Origin of the sequence: Sphingomonas sp. Sph1(2015) (assembly GCF_001970915.1) — a bacterium.
Classification (GTDB): Bacteria; Pseudomonadota; Alphaproteobacteria; order Sphingomonadales; family Sphingomonadaceae; genus Sphingomonas; species Sphingomonas parapaucimobilis.
Genome location: NZ_MQUI01000063.1, coordinates 1 through 17,703, shown reverse-complemented (window position 1 = coordinate 17,703; position 17,703 = coordinate 1). Strand labels below are relative to the sequence as shown.

Genomic DNA, 17,703 nt, shown 5'->3' with positions numbered 1-17,703 from the left:
GTCACGACATCCCCCGCCCCGCCCGCCGGGGTGATGACCACCGGCGTTCCACAGGCGAGCGACTCGACCCAGGCATTGGCCAGTCCTTCCGACGCCGAGGCCAGCGCCATCACATCCGCCGCCCCCAGCAAAGGCGGCAGTTCGGCATGGGGTATGGCACCGATCAACCGTACCCGGTCGGCGATCCCCGCCCGCTCGGCGCGCGCGGTCAGGGTGGCGCGTTCCGCCCCTTCTCCCACGATCATCAGCGTGACGCCGGGCAGTCGAGCCACCGCATCGATCACCACGCCATGTCCTTTTCGCGGGATCAGCGCGCCCAGCGACACGACCAGCGGTCCGGTCACGCCCAGCGCCTGCTTGGCGGCCTCTCGGTCGATCGGCTGGAAACGGCTTTGGTCGACGCCGGTATGGTGAACGCGAATCCGGTGGCGCGAGACGCCGAGCGCCGCCACGTCGTCGGCCATGGCGTCACTGACAGCCAGCAGGCCATCGGCCCGCATCGCCGCGCGCGCGACCTGATGCCGCGTGGCGGGTGCGCGGCCCCAGAGATGGATGTCCGCCCCCCGCGCCTTGATCGAGACGGGCACGCCGTAACGCCGCCCCAGCGCGACCGCCGCCGGGCCGTCGGGGAAGAAGAAGGATGCGTCGATCACATCGAACCGCGCTTCGTCCCATAGCCGGTCGAGCACCGGAGTCAGCGCGCGCGCCAAGGCCGGCACATGGAAGCGCCCGGCCGTGCCGGGGATCGTCGGGAAGCGCGGCCGGCTGACGTCCAGTTCCGCCCATGACTCGCGCAAGGGCAGCGCCGCCTGTGCCCGAAACCGCGCCGAGCGCGCCAGCGGCCAGACCGGCAGGCCGATCGGCGCGACCACCCGGACGGCGATGCCGGGCCGCATCGCCAACGCGGCGGTCTGGCGTTCGACGAAGATTCCAAAATTCGGCCGCGTCGCATCGGGAAACAGGCTCGACAGGGTCAGCACGTTCAGCATGAGACCTCATACTCCTGTCGAGGCAATAAGACGCAGCGTATCGGTATCTTATCGCCGACGTCATCCACCTGAACCACGACTGTGGTTTACAAGATCATAAATATCACCGCCAAGATACAGGCCATTCATCAACTCGACAGATCGGTCCTGACACAATCGTGATGATGGGCTATCCCTTCGATAGCTTTTGGGGTGGGGGGTTTTGATGAGCCGATTCGGACGTTTGGGTACGCTGCTGGCCTTGGCAGCGACCTTGGCGGGTTGTGGCGATGGTGGCGGCAGCAGCAGCACGATCGGATCGAATACCGGGGGCTCTGGCGGCGGCACCGCGACCGGCACGGTGGACAATAGCTGTTCGCTGCGCAACCGGCAGAACTGGGTCTCGGCCCAGATGAACGAATGGTATCTGTTCCCGGATACCCTGCCCGCCTCGCTCGATCCGACGCCTTATACGACGGTCAGCGACTATATCGACGCGCTGACCGCAACCGCGCGGGCGCAGCGCAAGGATCGCTTCTTCACCTATATCACCTCGATCAAGGAGGAGAATGCGTATTACAGTTCGGGGGCGTCGGCGGGCTTTGGCTGGCGCCTGACCACCGACGCGTCGATGTCGCGGTTGCTGATCGCCGAATCGATGGAGGGCGGCCCCGCGCTGGCCGCCGGGATCGATCGCGGTGCCGAAATCCAGGGGATCGGCACGATCGCCTCGAACATCCAGTCGATCGCCGACATCGTCCGCGCCGATCCGAACAACGGCCTGTACAATGCGCTGGGCAGCGACACGGCGGGAACCACCCGCTATTTCCGCGTCGCGGATTCGTCGGGCGGCAATGTCCGCACCGTGGCGATTACCAAGGCGGACTTTACGCTCCAGCCGGTATCGCCCCGCTACGGCACGCAGATCATCACCGACAACGGCCAGCGCTATGGCTATGTCAATCTGCGCACCTTCATCAGCACCGCCGACCCGCAGCTGCGCGCCGCCTTCGCCTCGTTCAAGCAACAGGGCATCACCCAGGTCGTCGTCGACCTGCGCTATAATGGCGGCGGCAGCATCGATATCGCCGACCTGTTCAACAACCTGCTGGGCGGCAACCGCCAGACGTCGGACGTGATGGGCTATGTCGCCTTCCGCCCCAGCAAGTCGTCGAACAACGAAACGACCTATTTCGCGCCGCAGCCCGAATCGATCGTGCCCACCCGCCTGGCCTTTATCGGCACCGGCGGTACGGCCTCGGCCAGCGAACTCGTGCTGAACCGTACCCTGCCCTATATGGGCAGCAATACCGGGCTGATCGGCGCCAATACCTATGGCAAGCCGGTGGGTCAGATCGCGCGCGACAATGCCCAGTGCGACGACCGGCTGCGCGTCATCGCCCTGTCCATCCAGAATGCGAACCGGCAGGGCGATTATTATAACGGGCTGGCCAGCGTCGTACCCGCCAGCTGCCGCGCGAGCGACGACCTGACCCGCAAGATGGGTGACCCGCAGGAAGCCTCGACCCGCGCCGCGCTCGACTTCCTGCAGGGCAAGAGCTGCACGCCGATCAGCGCCACCGCCAGTGCGCAAGCGGCGGGCGAAGGGCCGCGCAAGCTGCTCCAGCCCGCCCGCCCCTCGGTCGCCCAGCGCGACGTGCCGGGATTGTTCTAAAGGGTGTTCTTCCTTCCCTCGCCCCTCACAGAGAGAGGGGAGAGGGAAGACCTTTCTACAGCCGCTGCGTGCCCGCATAGGCGAACAGCGCGTCGCCGTCCGACGACAGCGTGACCGTCTCCGCGCCGGTCACAGTCAGGCACTGGCCCGCCTGGAACGCGACGCCCGCGACCTCGCCCGATCCGGTGATCGGGATCAGCCAGGCGGTCCGCCCCTCGGGCAGGGTCACCGCATGCTCGCCCGCCGCCCAGCGCTCGAGCACGAATTTCGGCCCCTCGACCAGGATGTCACGCCCCTCGCCCGCCGGTCCCGGCGAGACGATCGGTTGATACGGGGTCAGATGCGCGACATCGACACCGTCCTCCAGATGCAGCTCGCGGTCGCTGCCATAGTCATAGAGGCGATAAGTGGTCTCGCTGTTCTGCTGCACCTCGATCACGGTCAGCCCGGCGCCGATCGCGTGGATGGTACCCGACGGCGCATAATAGAAGTCGCCCTTCTTGATCGGCACCCAGTCGAGATCGGCCTCGATCGATCCGTCCCGCGCGTCGGCCCGGAGCTGTTCCTTGGTCATCGGCGCCTTGGGGCCCAGCGCGATGGTCGAATCGGGCTCGGCGGTCAGGATGGTCCAGCATTCGTCCTTGCCGCGCGGCAAGCCACGGGCATGGGCCTGTTCGTCGTCGGGATGGACCTGCACCGACAGCTTCTCGCTGGTGAACAGATATTTGATGAGCAGGTCGGGCGAGGTGTCGCCCGGCTCCTGGAACCACACCTCGCCGATGGGGGCGCCATCGGACGGAGCATCCTCGAACCCGGGATACAGCGTATGGCGGCCCCAGGGCTTTTCGACGCGGTGGGTGTGGAGCATCGTGGCGGGCATGGTCGTTCGATTCCTTCCGATCGGGCGACGGCAAAACCGTCGGGGCCATGGGGGCGTTCCCTGCCGCCCGGCCCGTCAAAACCCCATGCCGCGAGCGCTATCGGGATGGCAAGTCGTCTCTCGATGCGCGCGATCGTTACGGGTCATGCGGGAAGGACTGTTCCCCGCCCCAATGCTGCGCTAAGGACATGCGCGATGCGTAACCCCCGTTCCCGTGCGCTGTCGCTGGCGCTGATCGCCGCTTTGGCCCTTCCGATCGCGGGTTGCGCCCGCAACCGTACCCGCACCGACCTGCCCTATGTCGCGCGCGACGTCGGCACGTTGTACACGGCCGCCAAGAACCGGCTGGACCAGCACCGCTATAAGGAGGCGGCGCTGCTGTTCGACGAGGTGGAGCGCCAGCACCCCTATTCGATCTGGGCACGCCGCGCGCAGCTGATGAGCGCGTTCAGCTATTATCTGGGCCGCGACTATACCCAGTCGATCCAGTCGGCGCAGCGTTTCATCTCGGTCCATCCTGGCAATCGCGATGCGCCCTATGCCTATTATCTGATCGCGCTCGGCTATTACGAGCAGATTCAGGACGTGACCCGCGATCAGAAGATCACCCGCCAGGCGCTGGACGCGCTGGGCGAACTGATGCGCCGCTATCCCAACAGCCGCTATGCCGCCGATGCGCGGTTGAAGGTCGATCTGGTCAACGATCACCTGGCGGGCAAGGAGATGGAGATCGGCCGCTTCTACGAGGACCGCCACCAGTGGCTGGCCGCGTCGATGCGTTTCCGCACCGTCGTCGACAAGTACCAGACGACCAGCCACACGCCCGAGGCGCTGATGCGTCTGGTCGAGACCTATCTGGCGCTGGGCGTCCGCCCCGAGGCGGAGCGCTCCGCCGCCGTGCTGGGCGCCAATTATCCGGGCAGCGACTGGTATAACCGCGCCTATAAGCTGATGCGCGAATATCCGGTGCAGCCGATCCCCGCGATCCAGCCGGGCCAGCCCGTGGTGCCGACCGGCACGCCGGGTTCGACCAATATCGGCCTGCCCGGCGGCGGTGGCAGCACTGCCACGCCGAGCGCGGCGGCACCAGGCCGCCCGACCCCGACCGGCAACAACAGCTCGCCGACGGGGTGATCTCCCTTTCGTCCCCGGCACGTGGAGGTGGCAGGCCGCAGGCCTGACGGAGGGGGGCCTCCCCAGGGGACTCCCTGGTGGCGATCCCCCTCCACCAGCTTCGCTGGTCCCCCTCCCCGTACCGGGGAGGAGAGAATATAGACCCACCCGAACAAATCGGGATCATTTTTACCGCGGGGGATAACATCCGCCCCCGTTTCGCTTTATATCGCGCGCCATGCTGACCGCGCTGTCCATTCGTGATGTCGTCCTGATCGAGGCTCTGGACCTGGATTTCGGCCGGGGCCTGGGTGTCCTGACCGGCGAGACCGGGGCGGGCAAATCGATCCTGCTCGACGCGCTGGGGCTGGCGCTGGGCGGACGCGGCGACAGCGGACTGGTCCGCCACGGCGCGGGCCAGGCGATCGTGACCGCCAGTTTCGAGCCCCCTGCCCCCGACAGCCGCCTCGCCACCATCCTCGACGAGGCCGGGATCGAGATCGAACCGGGCGAGCCCTTGATCGTGCGCCGTCAGGTCAAGGCCGATGGCGGCAGCCGGGGCTTCGTCAACAGCCAGCCCGCCTCCGCTGCCCTGCTTCGCGAGATCGCGCCCTTCCTGGTCGAGATCCACGGCCAGCATGACGATCGCGGGCTGCTGAATCCGCGCGGGCACCGGATGATGCTCGACAGCTTCGGGCGGATCGACTCGAGCGCGGTCGCCGCCGCCTGGGCACGCTATCGCGAGGCCGAAGCCGCGCTGATCGCCGCGCGCGAGGAGATCGAGACGGCGGCGCGCGATCGCGAATGGCTGGAACATGCGGTCGCCGAACTGACCAAGCTCGCGCCCGAACCCGGCGAGGAAGAGACACTGGCCGACCGCCGCCGCACGATGCAGCGGTCGGAAAAGATCGCGGGCGAACTGGGCGCGATCGACGAGCATCTGCAAGGCTCCGACGGCGCGCTGGCGGGGCTGCGTCAGGCCGCGCGCGTGCTGGAGCGGATCGGCGAGGACCACCCCGCGCTCGCCGAGGCGCTCGCCGCGATCGACCGCGCGGTGATCGAGGCGTCGCTGGCCGAGGAACGGCTGGTCGAGGCGCAGCGCGAACTCGCCTATGACCCGCGCGCGCTGGAAGAGGACGAGGCGCGGCTGTTCGAGCTGCGCGGCATGGCGCGCAAGCACCGCGTCCAGCCCGACGACTTGGCCGACCTGACCGAGCAGTTGCGCGGGCGGCTGGAGCGGCTGGACGCGGGCGAGGAAGGCATCGGCCGACTGGAAGCGGCGGTCGCGACCGCGCGCGCGGCCTATGACAAGGCCGCCGCCAGGGTCACCGCTGCCCGCACCGCCGCCGCCGAACGGCTGGATCTGGCGGTGAAGAGCGAACTGGCCCCGCTGAAGCTGGACGCTGCGCGATTCCGAACCATCGTCGTCAGCCTGGAACCCTCGGGCTGGTCGGCGGCGGGCAAGGACCGGGTGGAATTCGAGATTTCGACCAACCCCGGCGCGCCCTTCGCGCCGCTGATGAAGATCGCCAGCGGTGGCGAATTGTCGCGCTTCATCCTGGCCCTGAAGGTCGCGCTGGCCGAGGAAGGCGGGGCGACGACGATGATCTTCGACGAGATCGATCGCGGCGTCGGCGGCGCGGTCGCCTCCGCGATCGGCGACCGGCTCCACCGGCTGGCGGGACGCACCCAGCTGCTGGTCGTCACCCACAGTCCGCAGGTGGCGGCGCGCGGCGCGGCGCATCTGCTGATCGCCAAGAGCCATGACGGGACCGTTACCCGCACGGGAGTGCGCGCCCTGAGCGCCGGGGAACGACGAGAGGAAATCGCCCGGATGCTGTCCGGCGCCACCATTACCGACGAAGCCCGCGCACAGGCCGATCGGTTACTGGAATCCTGACAGATTGATCTTGAAAGTTATTTTATATCCAATATGCTCAACACCGGACGGGGAGGCTGGGCTGTCCCCTGATTGGGATGGACATATCGGATGTCGAATATTTTCGCCTCTGCTGCTCCGATGGCCGATACAAACGATTTGACCGTGCTTGCCGGTCATCTCCATTCCTGTCTGGCACTGGCGGACAAGCTCGACCTGCCGATGGTGGCGATCCATATCGAGCAGGCGCGCAGCCTGATGACGGATCAGGCTCGGGGGTCTGACAGGCACCGCGCGGCGGACACGCTTTCCTGACTTGCGTGAACGGCTCGGCCACAGTGGCTTGATCCCCCCGTCACCGCTGGACTAGCACGGGCGGCGTGACCGTATCCCAGACCTTGCCCCAGACCGATCTCGAAGCCGCCGCCGAGCTGAACAGCCTCGCCCGCGAGCTTGCCCATCACAATCGCCTCTATCACACCGAGGATGCGCCCGAGATTTCGGACGCGGACTATGACGCGCTGGTCCGCCGCAACACGGCGATCGAGGCCGCCTTCCCGCATCTGGTCCGCAGCGACTCGCCCAGCACCCAGGTCGGCGCCGCCCCCGCCGCTCATCTGGCCAAGGTGCCGCACGCCCGGCCGATGACCAGCCTGGACAATGCCTTCACCGACGAGGAGGTCGAGGATTTCGTCGGCCGCGTCCGCCGTTATCTGAAGCTGGCCGAGGACGAGCCCGTCACCCTGACCGCCGAGCCCAAGATCGACGGGCTGTCCTGTTCGCTGCGCTATGTCGACGGGCGGCTGGTCCAGGCGCTGACCCGCGGCGACGGCGCGATCGGCGAGGACGTGACCGAGAATGTCCGCACCATCGCCGACATCCCCCGGGCCATTCCCGCTCCCGGCGTGTTCGAGGTGCGCGGCGAAGTCTATATGAGCAAGGCCGATTTCGCGGCACTCAACGCCCGACTGGCGCAGGAGGCCATCGAGACGGGCAAGGAAGCGCGCCAGTTCGCCAATCCGCGCAATGCCGCCGCCGGATCGCTGCGCCAGAAGAACCCCGCCATCACCGCCGGGCGCCCCCTGCGCTTCCTGGCCCATGGCTGGGGCGAGGCGAGCGACGTGCCGGTCGAGACCCAGTTCGACATGGTCGAGGCGTGGCGCCGCTGGGGTTTTCCCATCGCCGACGCCTTTGCCCGCGTGCCCGATGCCGCCTCCGCGCTGGCCATCTATCGCACCATCGAGGCGCAGCGCGCCGACCTGCCCTTCGATATCGACGGCGTGGTCTATAAGGTCGACCGGCTCGACTGGCAGGCGCGGCTGGGCATTGTCGGGCGTACGCCGCGCTGGGCGATTGCGCATAAATTCCCGGCCGAACGCGCGCAGACCACGCTGGAGAAGATCGACATCCAGGTCGGCCGCACCGGTGCCCTGACCCCCGTCGCGCGGCTGGAGCCTGTGACGGTCGGCGGCGTCGTCGTCACCAATGCCACGCTGCACAATGCCGACGAGATCGAGCGGCTGGGCGTCCGCCCCGGCGACCGCGTGGTCCTGCAACGCGCAGGCGACGTCATTCCGCAGATCGTCGAGAACCTGACCCGCGAGACGCCGCGCGAGCCCTTTATCTTCCCCGACCATTGCCCCGAATGCGACAGCCTGGCGACTCGCGAGGAGGGAGAGGTCGTCATCCGCTGCACCGGCGGGCTGATCTGCCCGGCGCAGCGCGTCGAACGCCTGATCCACTTCGTCTCGCGCCACGCCTTCGACATTACGGGCCTCGGCCTGGTCCGGGTCGAGGAGTTCTTCCGCGACGGCCTGATCGCCTCGCCCGCCGACATCTTCCGGCTCCACCGGCATCGCGAGGCACTGATCCAGCGCGAGCGTATGTCGGAGCTGGTGGTAGACAAGCTGCTCGCCGCGATCGACGCGCGGCGCGACATATCGCTCGAGCGCTTCCTGTTCGCGCTGGGCATCCGCCATGTCGGCGAGATCACCGCGCGCGACCTCGCTCGCCGCTTCGTATCGATGGCGGGGTTCCGCGCGATGATCGACGCCGCGCTCAAGGTTCGTGCCGAAACCGTCCCCGCACTCGGCGAGCCCGAGCGCAAGTTCGAGCTGCGCCGTCAGCGTGCCATCGTCGCGGCCATCGACACGCCCCAGATCGGCCCCGAAGTCGCCGACGCCTTGCTCGACTTCTTTGCCGAGTCGCATAACCGCGAAGTCGTCGACGACCTGTTGAGCGAGGTGACGCCCGCCGACACCGTTCACCAGACCCGCGAGTCGGAAGTGACCGGCAAGACGCTCGTGTTCACCGGCACGCTCGAAACCCTGTCGCGCGACGAAGCCAAGGCGCAGGCCGAGGCACTGGGCGCGCGCGTATCCGGCTCGGTGTCCGCCAAGACCGACCTGGTCATCGCCGGGCCGGGGGCCGGATCGAAGCTGAAAAAGGCGCAGGATCTGGGCATCCGGGTGATCGACGAAGCCGCCTGGAACGACCTCGTCGCCGCAAGCTGAAACATGGAGGGATCGTGATGCCATCGTCACGATCCCCTTCGGACCAATGTGGCCAGAAACCTTTCCGGTCACCCCGTCAGGGCCGATGACCCGGCAATGCGCTCGGGAAAATTCGGCCCCTCTATAGGGCGATAGCTCCGTTACCGCTCTCACGACCGTTGCCAAACTGCAACGCCCGCGAACGGAGTGAAGCACCCCCTGTCCCCGCCCCGATCTTTGTAACATAACGGCAATGTTCGTAGCGCAGGGGCACGCTCAACCGAGCCGCACAAGCGGCCGGGCCGCGCCGCTTCGCGCGCGAAAAGGGGACTTATAACTCATGCGTAATTCGCTTTTCCTGGGCGCGGCCGTCGTTGCGCTCGCCATTCCGGCGGCGATTGCCGCACAGGAAACGACGTCGTCGATCCGCGGCAACGTGACCGCCAACGGCGCGCCGGTCGCAGGTGCGACGATCACGATCGTCAACGTTCCCTCGGGCACCACCACCTCGACGGTTTCGGGCGCGGACGGTTCGTTCTCATCGACCGGTCTGCGCGTCGGTGGCCCGTTCACCGTTACCGTCTCGGCTCCCGGCTACTCCGAGACCCGCGTCACGGACATCTTCACCGTGACCAGCCTTCCCTATGAACTGCCGGTCGAGCTGGCCGCCGAAGGGCAGACGGGCGGCGACATCGTCGTGACGGCTTCGTCGATCGCCGGTGCGGGCAGCAAGAGCTTGGGTCCGGTCACCGTGCTGACCGCCGCTGACATCGCCAAGGTCGCCAGCGTGAATCGCGACATCCGCGACCTGATGCGCCGCGATCCCTTCGCTCGCCTGGACTATGCCTCAGGTTCGGGCCGCGCTGTCTCGTTCGCCGGTCAGAATGCGCGCTTCAACCGATTCTCCGTCGACGGCGTGCCGATCACCGACAATTTCGGCCTGAACCCCGACGGCCTGCCGACTCGCCGCAGCCCCGTGCCGCTGGATGCCATCGGCCAGTTCCAGACGAAGGTCGCGCCCTATGACGTGCGCGAAGGCAATTTCCAGGGCGGCGCGATCAACGCCATCCTGAAGTCCGGCACCAACAGCTTCCACGGCACCGGCTTCTATTCCTATTCGTCGAACAAGCTGACCGGCAACGAAACCAAGGCCGGTCCCGGCGTCCCCGACGGACGCGTTACGCTGCCCCCCTTCAAGATTCAGAATTTCGGCGCCGAACTGTCGGGTCCGATCATCAAGGACAAGCTGTTCTTCATGGTCGCCGGTGAGCGCATCCGCGCGGGCACCCCGATCGTCGAGGGCACGGCCGAGAACAATGCGGGCACGGTCATCCCGAATGTCGGCGGCGCCAACGGCCTGCTGACCAATGCCGTCGTCGATCAGATTTCGGCCATCGCCAAGTCGCGCTACAACTACAACACCGGCGGCATCCTGAACAATTCGCAGGACAGCGACGACCGTCTGACCGCACGTATCGACGCCAACCTGTCGGACACGCAGCGCGCGTCGCTGACCTATCTCTACACCAAGGACTCGATCCGCTATAACCAGAACACCTCGGTCACCGGACCGAGCCTGGGCCTGGAATCGAACGGCTATACCGGCAGCAACCGTCTGCATACCGGCGTGTTCCAGTTGAACAGCGACTGGTCGGACGATTTCTCGACCGAATTCCGCGCCTTCTACAAGGATTACAAGCGCGGTCAGGACCCGGTGCTGGGTCGCGGCTTCGCCCAGTTCCAGGTTTGCGCGGCACCAAATTCGGATCGCTCCAACCCCGGCTCGGCGGGATCGAATGCATCGACCACCTGCGCGCCCGGATATGCCTCGATCTATTTCGGCCCGGACATCTCGCGCCAGTCGAACGCGCTGACCAGCCGCACCTATGGCGGCTTGCTCCAGGGTCGCCTGAACCGCGACAATCATGACCTGCGTATCTTCGCCGATTTCCAGGATACGAAGATCGAGAACGTCTTCCTGCAACGTTCGGCAGGCGACTATTATTTCGACTCGATCGCCGATTTCCAGGCGGGCAACGCCCAGCGCCTGCGCTATCAGAACGCGGTCCCCAGCCTGAACCCGATCGATGCCGCAGCCCGCTTCCGTTATCAGTCCTATGCCTTTGGTATTCAGGACAATTGGCGGATCACCGACTGGTTCAGCCTGGACTACGGCATCCGCTATGACGTCTATGGCGGCCACAGCCGTCCGGCGTTCAACCAGGCGTTCTTCAATCGCCTCGGTTATGCCAATACGGCCTATATCAGCGGTCGCGGCATCGCCCAGCCGCGTATCGGCTTCGAATTGCGCCCGACCAAGGACCTGTCGGTTCGCGGCGGCGTCGGCATCTTCTCGGGCGGCTCGCCGGACGTCTATGTCTCGAACAGCTTCTCGAACACCGGCTTCCTGTCGAACGCCATCGACATCCGTCAGAATAACGACGGCAGCTATTCGGGCACCGGCTTGCCCGCCGGTGTCGGCGCGGCCGCACTGACCAACGTCAGCGGCACGCAGATTCCCGGGGTTGTGAACAACTATCTGAACGCAGGCACGATCTCGTCGACCTCGCCGACCAATGCGCTGAGCCCCAACTTCAAGCTGCCGTCGCAGTGGCGTTCGACCCTGTCGTTCGACTATGCGCCGGAAGTGCTGGGCGGGTTCAACTTCGGCGCCGACTTCTTCTACTCGAAGGTGCGCAACCAGGTGTTCTTCACCGATGCGCGCGTCGTGCCGACCGCGCTGCGCACCCCGGATGGCCGCGTCCGCTATGCGTCGCTGACCTCGTTCGGCGACACCAACTCGGACATCATCCTGACCAATACGACCCGTGGCCGCAGCTACATTGCAGTGGCGCGTGTCGACAAGACGTTCGACCTGGGCCTGAACCTGGGCGCCAGCTTCACCTATCAAGACATCAAGGATCAGGCCCCGGCCACCTCGTCGACTGCCAATTCCAACTATAGCAACGGCGCGTTCCTGGATCCGAATGGTGCGGCCTATGGCATCTCGAACGAGCAGGTGAAGTACAACATCAAGTACAACCTGACCTTCGAGCGCGCCTTCTTCGGCGACTACAAGACTACCTTCGCGTTGTTCGGTGAAACCCGCATCGGCCGTCCCTACAGCTGGACGATGCAGGACGCCTCGAACCAGCGCAGCCCGGTCTTCGGGACGATCGGTTCGTCCAGCCGCTACCTGCTGTACGTGCCGACCGGTCTCGACGATGCCCGCGTGTCCTATGACAGCACGGCAACGCGCGACACGTTCAACGCGCTGGTCAACGCGACGGGTCTGTCGAAGTATCGTGGCCAGATCGCGCCGCGCAACGCGTTCAATTCCAAGTGGTTCACCAAAATCGATCTGCACTTGGCGCAGGAAGTCCCGACGGGTCTGGGCGCATCGCGCATCCAGGTCTTCATGGACATCGAGAACTTCGCGAACCTGCTGAACAAGAAATGGGGCCAGCTGCGCCAGTACAGCTTCCCCTACACGCAGGCGGCGGTTCGCGTGCAGTGCCTGACCGCACCGGTCGCGACCGGCACGGCAGCGGGTTCGGCGGTGGCCACCACCTCGGGTCAGGCTTGCGCCCAATATCGTTACCTGGCGCCGAACACGACGCCGACCGACACGATCTCGTCGCAGGAATCGCTGTACCAGATCCGCATCGGCGCGCGCTTCAGCTTCTAAGGCGAAACGCAACCGCCTTAGGGCTGCGGGGCCGTCCTTCCTTCGGGAAGGGCGGCCCTTCTTTTTTGCCCTTCCCCCACAGGCCGTGTAGATGTCGCCCGGCCATGGCCAGTCATTCGCCCGCCGCGACATCCCCCGCTTCGCCCCCCGCCTCCGATCCCCTGTCGGTGCGGCCGTTTTTCGAGAACAAGGCGCGCGCCTTCTGGACGCTGCAGGCGGCCGGGTGGTCGGGCTATCTGGTGCTGCGATCGGTGGTCGGCATCTCCAACGGCTTTTCGCTGGAGAAGATCATCCCCGTGATCATCGAGGCGATCCTGGGCTATTGCATCACCCTGCTGCTCTCGACGCTATACGGCTATTACCGGCGCATCCCGCGCATCATGGGGGTGTTCCTGACGCTGGCGACGCTGGCGGCGGCGACGTTCCTGTACGCCGCGCTCAACGCCTTTTCCTTCTCGTTCATCACCACGACCCAGCCGGGCGTCACCGTCACCCTATTGATCGGCAACCTGTTCATCACCTTCGTCGTGCTGGCGGGCTGGTCGGCGCTGTATTTCGCGATCAACTATTATCTGATCGTGGAGAGCCAGATCGACGAGATGCGTGCGCTGGAGCTGCAGGCCTCGACCGCGCAGCTGGCGATGTTGCGCTATCAGCTGAACCCGCATTTCCTGTTCAACACGCTGAACTCGATCTCGACGCTGGTGCTGCTGAAACAGACCGAGCGGGCCAATGCGATGTTAAGCCGGCTGTCAGCCTTCCTCCGCTACACGCTGGCGAACGAGCCCACGGCGCATGTGACCGTGGCGCAAGAGGTTGAAACGCTGAAACTCTATCTCGAAATCGAAAAGATGCGCTTCGAGGATCGCCTGCGTCCGAGTTTCGAGATCGATCCGCGGGCCGAGCGCGCGCGCCTGCCCTCGCTGCTGCTGCAACCGCTGGTCGAGAACGCTATCAAATACGCCGTCACGCCGCAGGAAGAGGGCGCGGAAATCCGCGTCGATGTGCGACTGGTCGGGCAACGGGTGCGGATCGCCGTATCCGACACCGGCCCCGGCTTGCACGAAATCCGTCATTCCTCAAGCGTTTCGACCGGCGTTGGACTGTCCAATATCCGCGAACGGCTGGCCCAGGCTTATGGCCCGGACCATCGGTTCGAATCCCGCTCCGCGCCAGCTGGAGGCTTCTCGGTCGAGATCGAGATCCCCTTCCAGCTTGAGAATGTGAACAGAGAGGCCGCATGACCATCCGTACCATCCTCGTCGACGACGAGCCCCTGGCGATCCAGGGCATGGAGCTTCGGCTCCAGGCGCACGACGACGTCGAGATCATCGAGCGCTGCTCGAACGGGCGCGAGGCGATCCGCGCGATCAAGACGCACAAGCCCGACCTCGTTTTCCTCGATATCCAGATGCCCGGTTTCGACGGCTTTTCGGTGGTCCAGGGCCTGATGGAGGTCGAGCCGCCGCTGTTCGTCTTCGTCACCGCCTATTCGGACCATGCCCTGCGCGCGTTCGAGGCCCAGGCGGTCGACTATCTGATGAAGCCGGTCGAGGAAGCGCGTCTCGCCGACACGCTCGACCGCGTGCGCCAGCGCCTGAACGAGAAGCGTGGCGCGGGCGAGGTCGAGAAGCTGAAGGAAGTGCTCGCCGAGCACGCCCCCGACGCGGTGACCGAGCTGAGCGAGGGCGGCGAAGTGGCCTCGAGCCGGTTCGAGAAGCTGATCAACATCAAGGATCGCGGCCAGATCTTCCGCGTCGATGTCGACACGATCGAGATGATCGAGGCGGCGGGCGATTACATGGTCATCAACACCGGCGACAACTCGCTGGTGTTGCGCGAGACGATGAAGGATTTGGAAAAGCGGCTCGATCCGCGCCGGTTCCAGCGGGTGCATCGCTCCACCATCGTCAACCTTGACCTGGTCAAGCAGGTGAAGCCGCATACGAATGGCGAATGCTTCCTGCTGCTCGAATCCGGTGCGCAGGTGAAGGTGTCGCGCAGCTACCGCGACGTGGTGGCGCGGTTCGTTCACTAAGCCAATTCCTCCCCTGCAAGGGGAGGGGGACCATGCGCAGCATGGTGGAGGGGGAGAGCGGCAAAGGGCGACCTCTGCGGAAGCCCCCCTCCGTCAGGCCTTTGGCCTGCCACCTCCCCGTACCGGGGAGGAATAACGATTACCGCAATCCCAGCATCTTGTGCGTCTGAAGCGTCAACCGCCAGCGCGGCCGCTCCATCACCATCGCGATGCACGCCTCGCGATTCGCCTCGGCGCGCGGGTCGTCAAGCGGCTGGAGCAGGTGGTTGGCGAAATCCCAGCTCTCGACCTCCACCGGGTCGATCCCCGCCTGCGGCCAGACCAGCTTCAGCTCCTGGCCCGAGCGCTGGACGACCTCCGACCCCGCCTTGGGGCTGATGCACACCCAGTCGAGTCGCGGATGGGCGGCAAGCGTCCCGTTGCTCTCGATCGCGATGAAGAAGCCCGCCGCGTGAAGCGCATCGACCAGCGCATCGTCAACCTGGAGCATCGGCTCGCCGCCGGTCAGCACGACGAAACGCTCCTCGCGCGACTCGCCCCAAAACCCCTCGACCGCGGCGACCAGCGCCGCCGCATCGACAAAGCGACCACCGCCCAGGCCATCGACTCCGACGAAATCGGTATCGCAAAAGCGACAGATCGCGCTCGCCCGGTCCTGCTCGCGGCCCGACCAGAGGTTGCAGCCCGCAAAGCGCACGAACACCGCACGCCGCCCGGCCTGCACGCCCTCACCCTGGAGCGTCAGGAACATTTCCTTGACGGCATAGCTCATCGGCTCAGCCCTGCGGCTTGACCGCATAGGCGGTGGGGTCGGGGATGCCCGCTTCCTCGAACCCGCGCGAGCGCAGGCGGCAGCTGTCGCATTCGCCGCAATGCAGCCCCTCGGGCGTCGGGTCGTAGCAGGACCAGCTGATCCCCATATCGACGCCCAGCCGGGTGCCTTCGCGCACGATATCGGCCTTGGTCATGTGCTGGAGCGGCGCGTGGATCTTGAAAGGCTGTCCCTCGACGCCCGCCTTGGTCGCGATCTCGGCCAGCCCTTCAAAGGCGGCGATGAATTCGGGGCGGCAATCGGGATAGCCCGAATAGTCGAGCGCGTTGACGCCGATGAACAGGTCGCGCGCGCCCGCTGCCTCGGCCCAACCGAGCGCGAGGCTGAGGAAGATCGTGTTGCGCGCGGGCACATAGGTGACGGGGATGCCCGGCTGGACGCCGTCCTTGGGCACGGCGATGTCGGCGGTCAGTGCCGATCCGCCAAAGGCCGACAGGTCGAGCGGCAGGACGATGTGGCGCTCGGCGCCCAGCGACTCGGCGACTCGCGCGGCGGCGGCCAGTTCGACCTTGTGCCGTTGGTTATAATCGACCGAGAGCGCGAGTACGCGATAGCCGGCGGCCTTGGCCGAAGCAGCGGAAATCATCGAGTCCAGCCCGCCCGAAACGAGCACGACCGCCATGGGAGCAGAAGATGTCATGATGGGGGACCGCTACGCCCATTGACGCGTGGTTGCAATGCCGGGCTTGCGCAAGCGAAGAAAGGGCGGGACCGAAAAATCAGTCCCGCCAAGGACCTGGCCGGGCATGCTGAGGACCCGGACGAGGGAGAATTCCGCTACGGAAGCAGAACCTCCGTCTAACATTCTGATGGTTAAGAAACGGAAAAGCCGATCCGTTTCAGTTCTTCAGCTTCCAGCCCTTGCGCAGCAGGACATAGCAGAGGACCGCCATCACGATGTCGATGCCCAGCACGACGAACCCGCCCAGCGTCACCGGCGAGTCGGCCAGCCCGAGAAAGCCGTAGCGGAAGCCCGAGATGACATAGAAGAACGGGTTGGCATGGCTGATCGCGCGGAACGCCGGGGCCAGACCATCGACCGAATAGAAGGTACCCGACAGCAGCGACAGCGGCACGACGACGAAATTGGTGACGGCCGCCGCATGATCGAACTTCTCCGCCCAGATCGAGGTCAGCACACCCAGCAACGCCAGGAAGACCGAGCCGAGCAGGCCGAACCACAGCACGGCGAAAAAAGCGTGCGGCGTCACATGCACGCCCGGCCAGATCGCCATCGCCGCCCACACCGTCACCCCGACCAGCACGGCGCGCGTCACCGCCCCGCCGACCAGCGCGGCCAGCAGTTCAGCGGTAGAGAGCGGCGGCATGAGATAATCGACGATCGTGCCCTGGATCTTGCCGACCAGCAGCGAGAAGCTGGCATTGGCGAAGGCATTGTTCATCATGCCCATCACGATCAGGCCCGGCGCGATGAAATCGGCGAACGGCACCTGCATCCCCGCGACCGGCACGGCATGGCGGCCGCCCAGGGCGGTGGTGAAAATGATGAGGTAAAGCAGTGTGGTGACCGACGGCGCCCAGATCGTCTGGAGCTGCACCTTGAAGAAACGGCGCACCTCCTTGATATAGAGGGTCTTGAGGCCGCCCCAGTTGATGTTCCGGATTACGGGCTCACCGGGGGCGGCGCGCACCGCCGAGGGAATTTCGCCGATAGGGGGCTGGCTGCTCATCGCCATAGCGCGTAACCGTTGCCGTGGCCGCCTGCAACCCGGTAGAGTGACCGGCCGGTGCGATGATTGAAGTGAGGAAGGGTTTCGAATGTCGTGGACCGATGAGCGGATCGATACGCTCAGGACGATGTGGGAAGCGGGTCAGACCGCCAGCCAGATCGCCGAAGCACTGGGCGGGGTCAGCCGCAACGCGGTAATCGGCAAGGCGCACCGCCTGGGTCTTCAGGCGCGTCCGTCGCCGGTGAAGGCCAATGAACCCGCCGCCGCCCCTGCTGCCGAGCCGGTGGTCGCGGCCGCCCCGCCGCCGCCTCCCGCGCCGGAACCGGAGCCGGAGCCCTCGCCCTTCGTTGCCGAAGACGAGCCGGACGCCGAAGTCGAAGCGGAACCCGCCAAGGCGCGCGAGCCGCAGCCGATCCTGCGGTCGGTCGGCCCGGGTGGCTTCGTCCG

General features: G+C 66.0%; 14 protein-coding genes. 9 read left to right on the top strand and 5 right to left on the bottom strand.

The genetic code is table 11. The features are described 5' to 3' along the window. Window positions 1-989 (bottom strand): glycosyltransferase (locus tag BSZ14_RS17285; protein WP_076711852.1); only part of this gene is annotated, 989 nt, incomplete at its 3' end. Between the two features lie 205 nt (window positions 990-1,194). Here BSZ14_RS17285 and BSZ14_RS17280 point away from each other — a divergent pair. After that, a complete protein-coding gene (locus BSZ14_RS17280) occupies window positions 1,195-2,643 on the top strand; it encodes a S41 family peptidase (RefSeq protein WP_083748323.1) in 1,449 nt (482 codons plus the stop codon). A 55-nt stretch (window positions 2,644-2,698) separates the two neighbouring features. Here BSZ14_RS17280 and BSZ14_RS17275 read toward each other — a convergent pair whose 3' ends face one another. Further along, window positions 2,699-3,523: a phosphoheptose isomerase gene (locus tag BSZ14_RS17275; protein WP_076711851.1), complete on the bottom strand. Its 825-nt coding sequence runs from the start codon at window positions 3,521-3,523 to the stop codon at window positions 2,699-2,701. Between the two features lie 195 nt (window positions 3,524-3,718). On the opposite strand from BSZ14_RS17275, the gene BSZ14_RS17270 reads away from it, so the two are divergent. The 7 genes from BSZ14_RS17270 to BSZ14_RS17245 all read left to right on the top strand — a co-directional run bounded on the left by BSZ14_RS17270 (window position 3,719) and on the right by BSZ14_RS17245 (window position 14,733). Beyond that, window positions 3,719-4,657 carry an outer membrane protein assembly factor BamD gene (locus BSZ14_RS17270; protein ID WP_076711850.1) on the top strand — a complete coding sequence of 313 codons (939 nt, stop codon included), beginning with the start codon at window positions 3,719-3,721 and terminating at the stop codon, window positions 4,655-4,657. 217 nt (window positions 4,658-4,874) lie between these two features. Next, entirely contained in the window at window positions 4,875-6,536 is a 1,662-nt protein-coding gene (recN, locus tag BSZ14_RS17265; protein ID WP_076711849.1) for a DNA repair protein RecN, read from the top strand. Between the two features lie 120 nt (window positions 6,537-6,656). Next, window positions 6,657-6,830: a hypothetical protein gene (locus tag BSZ14_RS19460; protein WP_158069228.1), complete on the top strand. Its 174-nt coding sequence runs from the start codon at window positions 6,657-6,659 to the stop codon at window positions 6,828-6,830. Window positions 6,831-6,895: 65 nt separating this feature from the next. Further along, the gene (gene ligA, locus BSZ14_RS17260) at window positions 6,896-9,028 is read left to right on the top strand and encodes an NAD-dependent DNA ligase LigA (protein WP_241823814.1); all 2,133 of its coding nucleotides are present in this window, start codon (window positions 6,896-6,898) and stop codon (window positions 9,026-9,028) included. 319 nt (window positions 9,029-9,347) lie between these two features. After that, window positions 9,348-12,695 (top strand): TonB-dependent receptor, encoded by a 3,348-nt coding sequence (locus BSZ14_RS17255; RefSeq protein ID WP_076711848.1) that lies wholly within the window; start codon window positions 9,348-9,350, stop codon window positions 12,693-12,695. A gap of 104 nt (window positions 12,696-12,799) precedes the next feature. Then, the gene (locus BSZ14_RS17250) at window positions 12,800-13,939 is read left to right on the top strand and encodes a sensor histidine kinase (RefSeq protein ID WP_172839688.1); all 1,140 of its coding nucleotides are present in this window, start codon (window positions 12,800-12,802) and stop codon (window positions 13,937-13,939) included. Then, window positions 13,936-14,733: a LytR/AlgR family response regulator transcription factor gene (locus BSZ14_RS17245; RefSeq protein ID WP_042484424.1), complete on the top strand. Its 798-nt coding sequence runs from the start codon at window positions 13,936-13,938 to the stop codon at window positions 14,731-14,733. Before BSZ14_RS17250 ends, BSZ14_RS17245 begins: the two co-directional genes overlap by 4 nt. 139 nt (window positions 14,734-14,872) lie before the next feature. Here BSZ14_RS17245 and queE read toward each other — a convergent pair whose 3' ends face one another. From queE to BSZ14_RS17230, 3 genes are all read right to left on the bottom strand, one after another. Next, window positions 14,873-15,505 (bottom strand): 7-carboxy-7-deazaguanine synthase, encoded by a 633-nt coding sequence (queE, locus tag BSZ14_RS17240; protein WP_076711847.1) that lies wholly within the window; start codon window positions 15,503-15,505, stop codon window positions 14,873-14,875. A gap of 4 nt (window positions 15,506-15,509) precedes the next feature. Beyond that, window positions 15,510-16,205 carry a 7-cyano-7-deazaguanine synthase QueC gene (gene queC / locus BSZ14_RS17235; RefSeq protein WP_076711846.1) on the bottom strand — a complete coding sequence of 232 codons (696 nt, stop codon included), beginning with the start codon at window positions 16,203-16,205 and terminating at the stop codon, window positions 15,510-15,512. Between the two features lie 199 nt (window positions 16,206-16,404). Then, window positions 16,405-17,256, bottom strand: a complete 852-nt coding sequence (locus BSZ14_RS17230; RefSeq protein ID WP_042484440.1) for an ABC transporter permease — start codon at window positions 17,254-17,256, stop codon at window positions 16,405-16,407. A gap of 88 nt (window positions 17,257-17,344) precedes the next feature. Here BSZ14_RS17230 and BSZ14_RS17225 point away from each other — a divergent pair. Further along, window positions 17,345-17,703: GcrA family cell cycle regulator (locus BSZ14_RS17225; RefSeq protein WP_274533670.1), on the top strand; the 359-nt coding region annotated here is incomplete at its 3' end.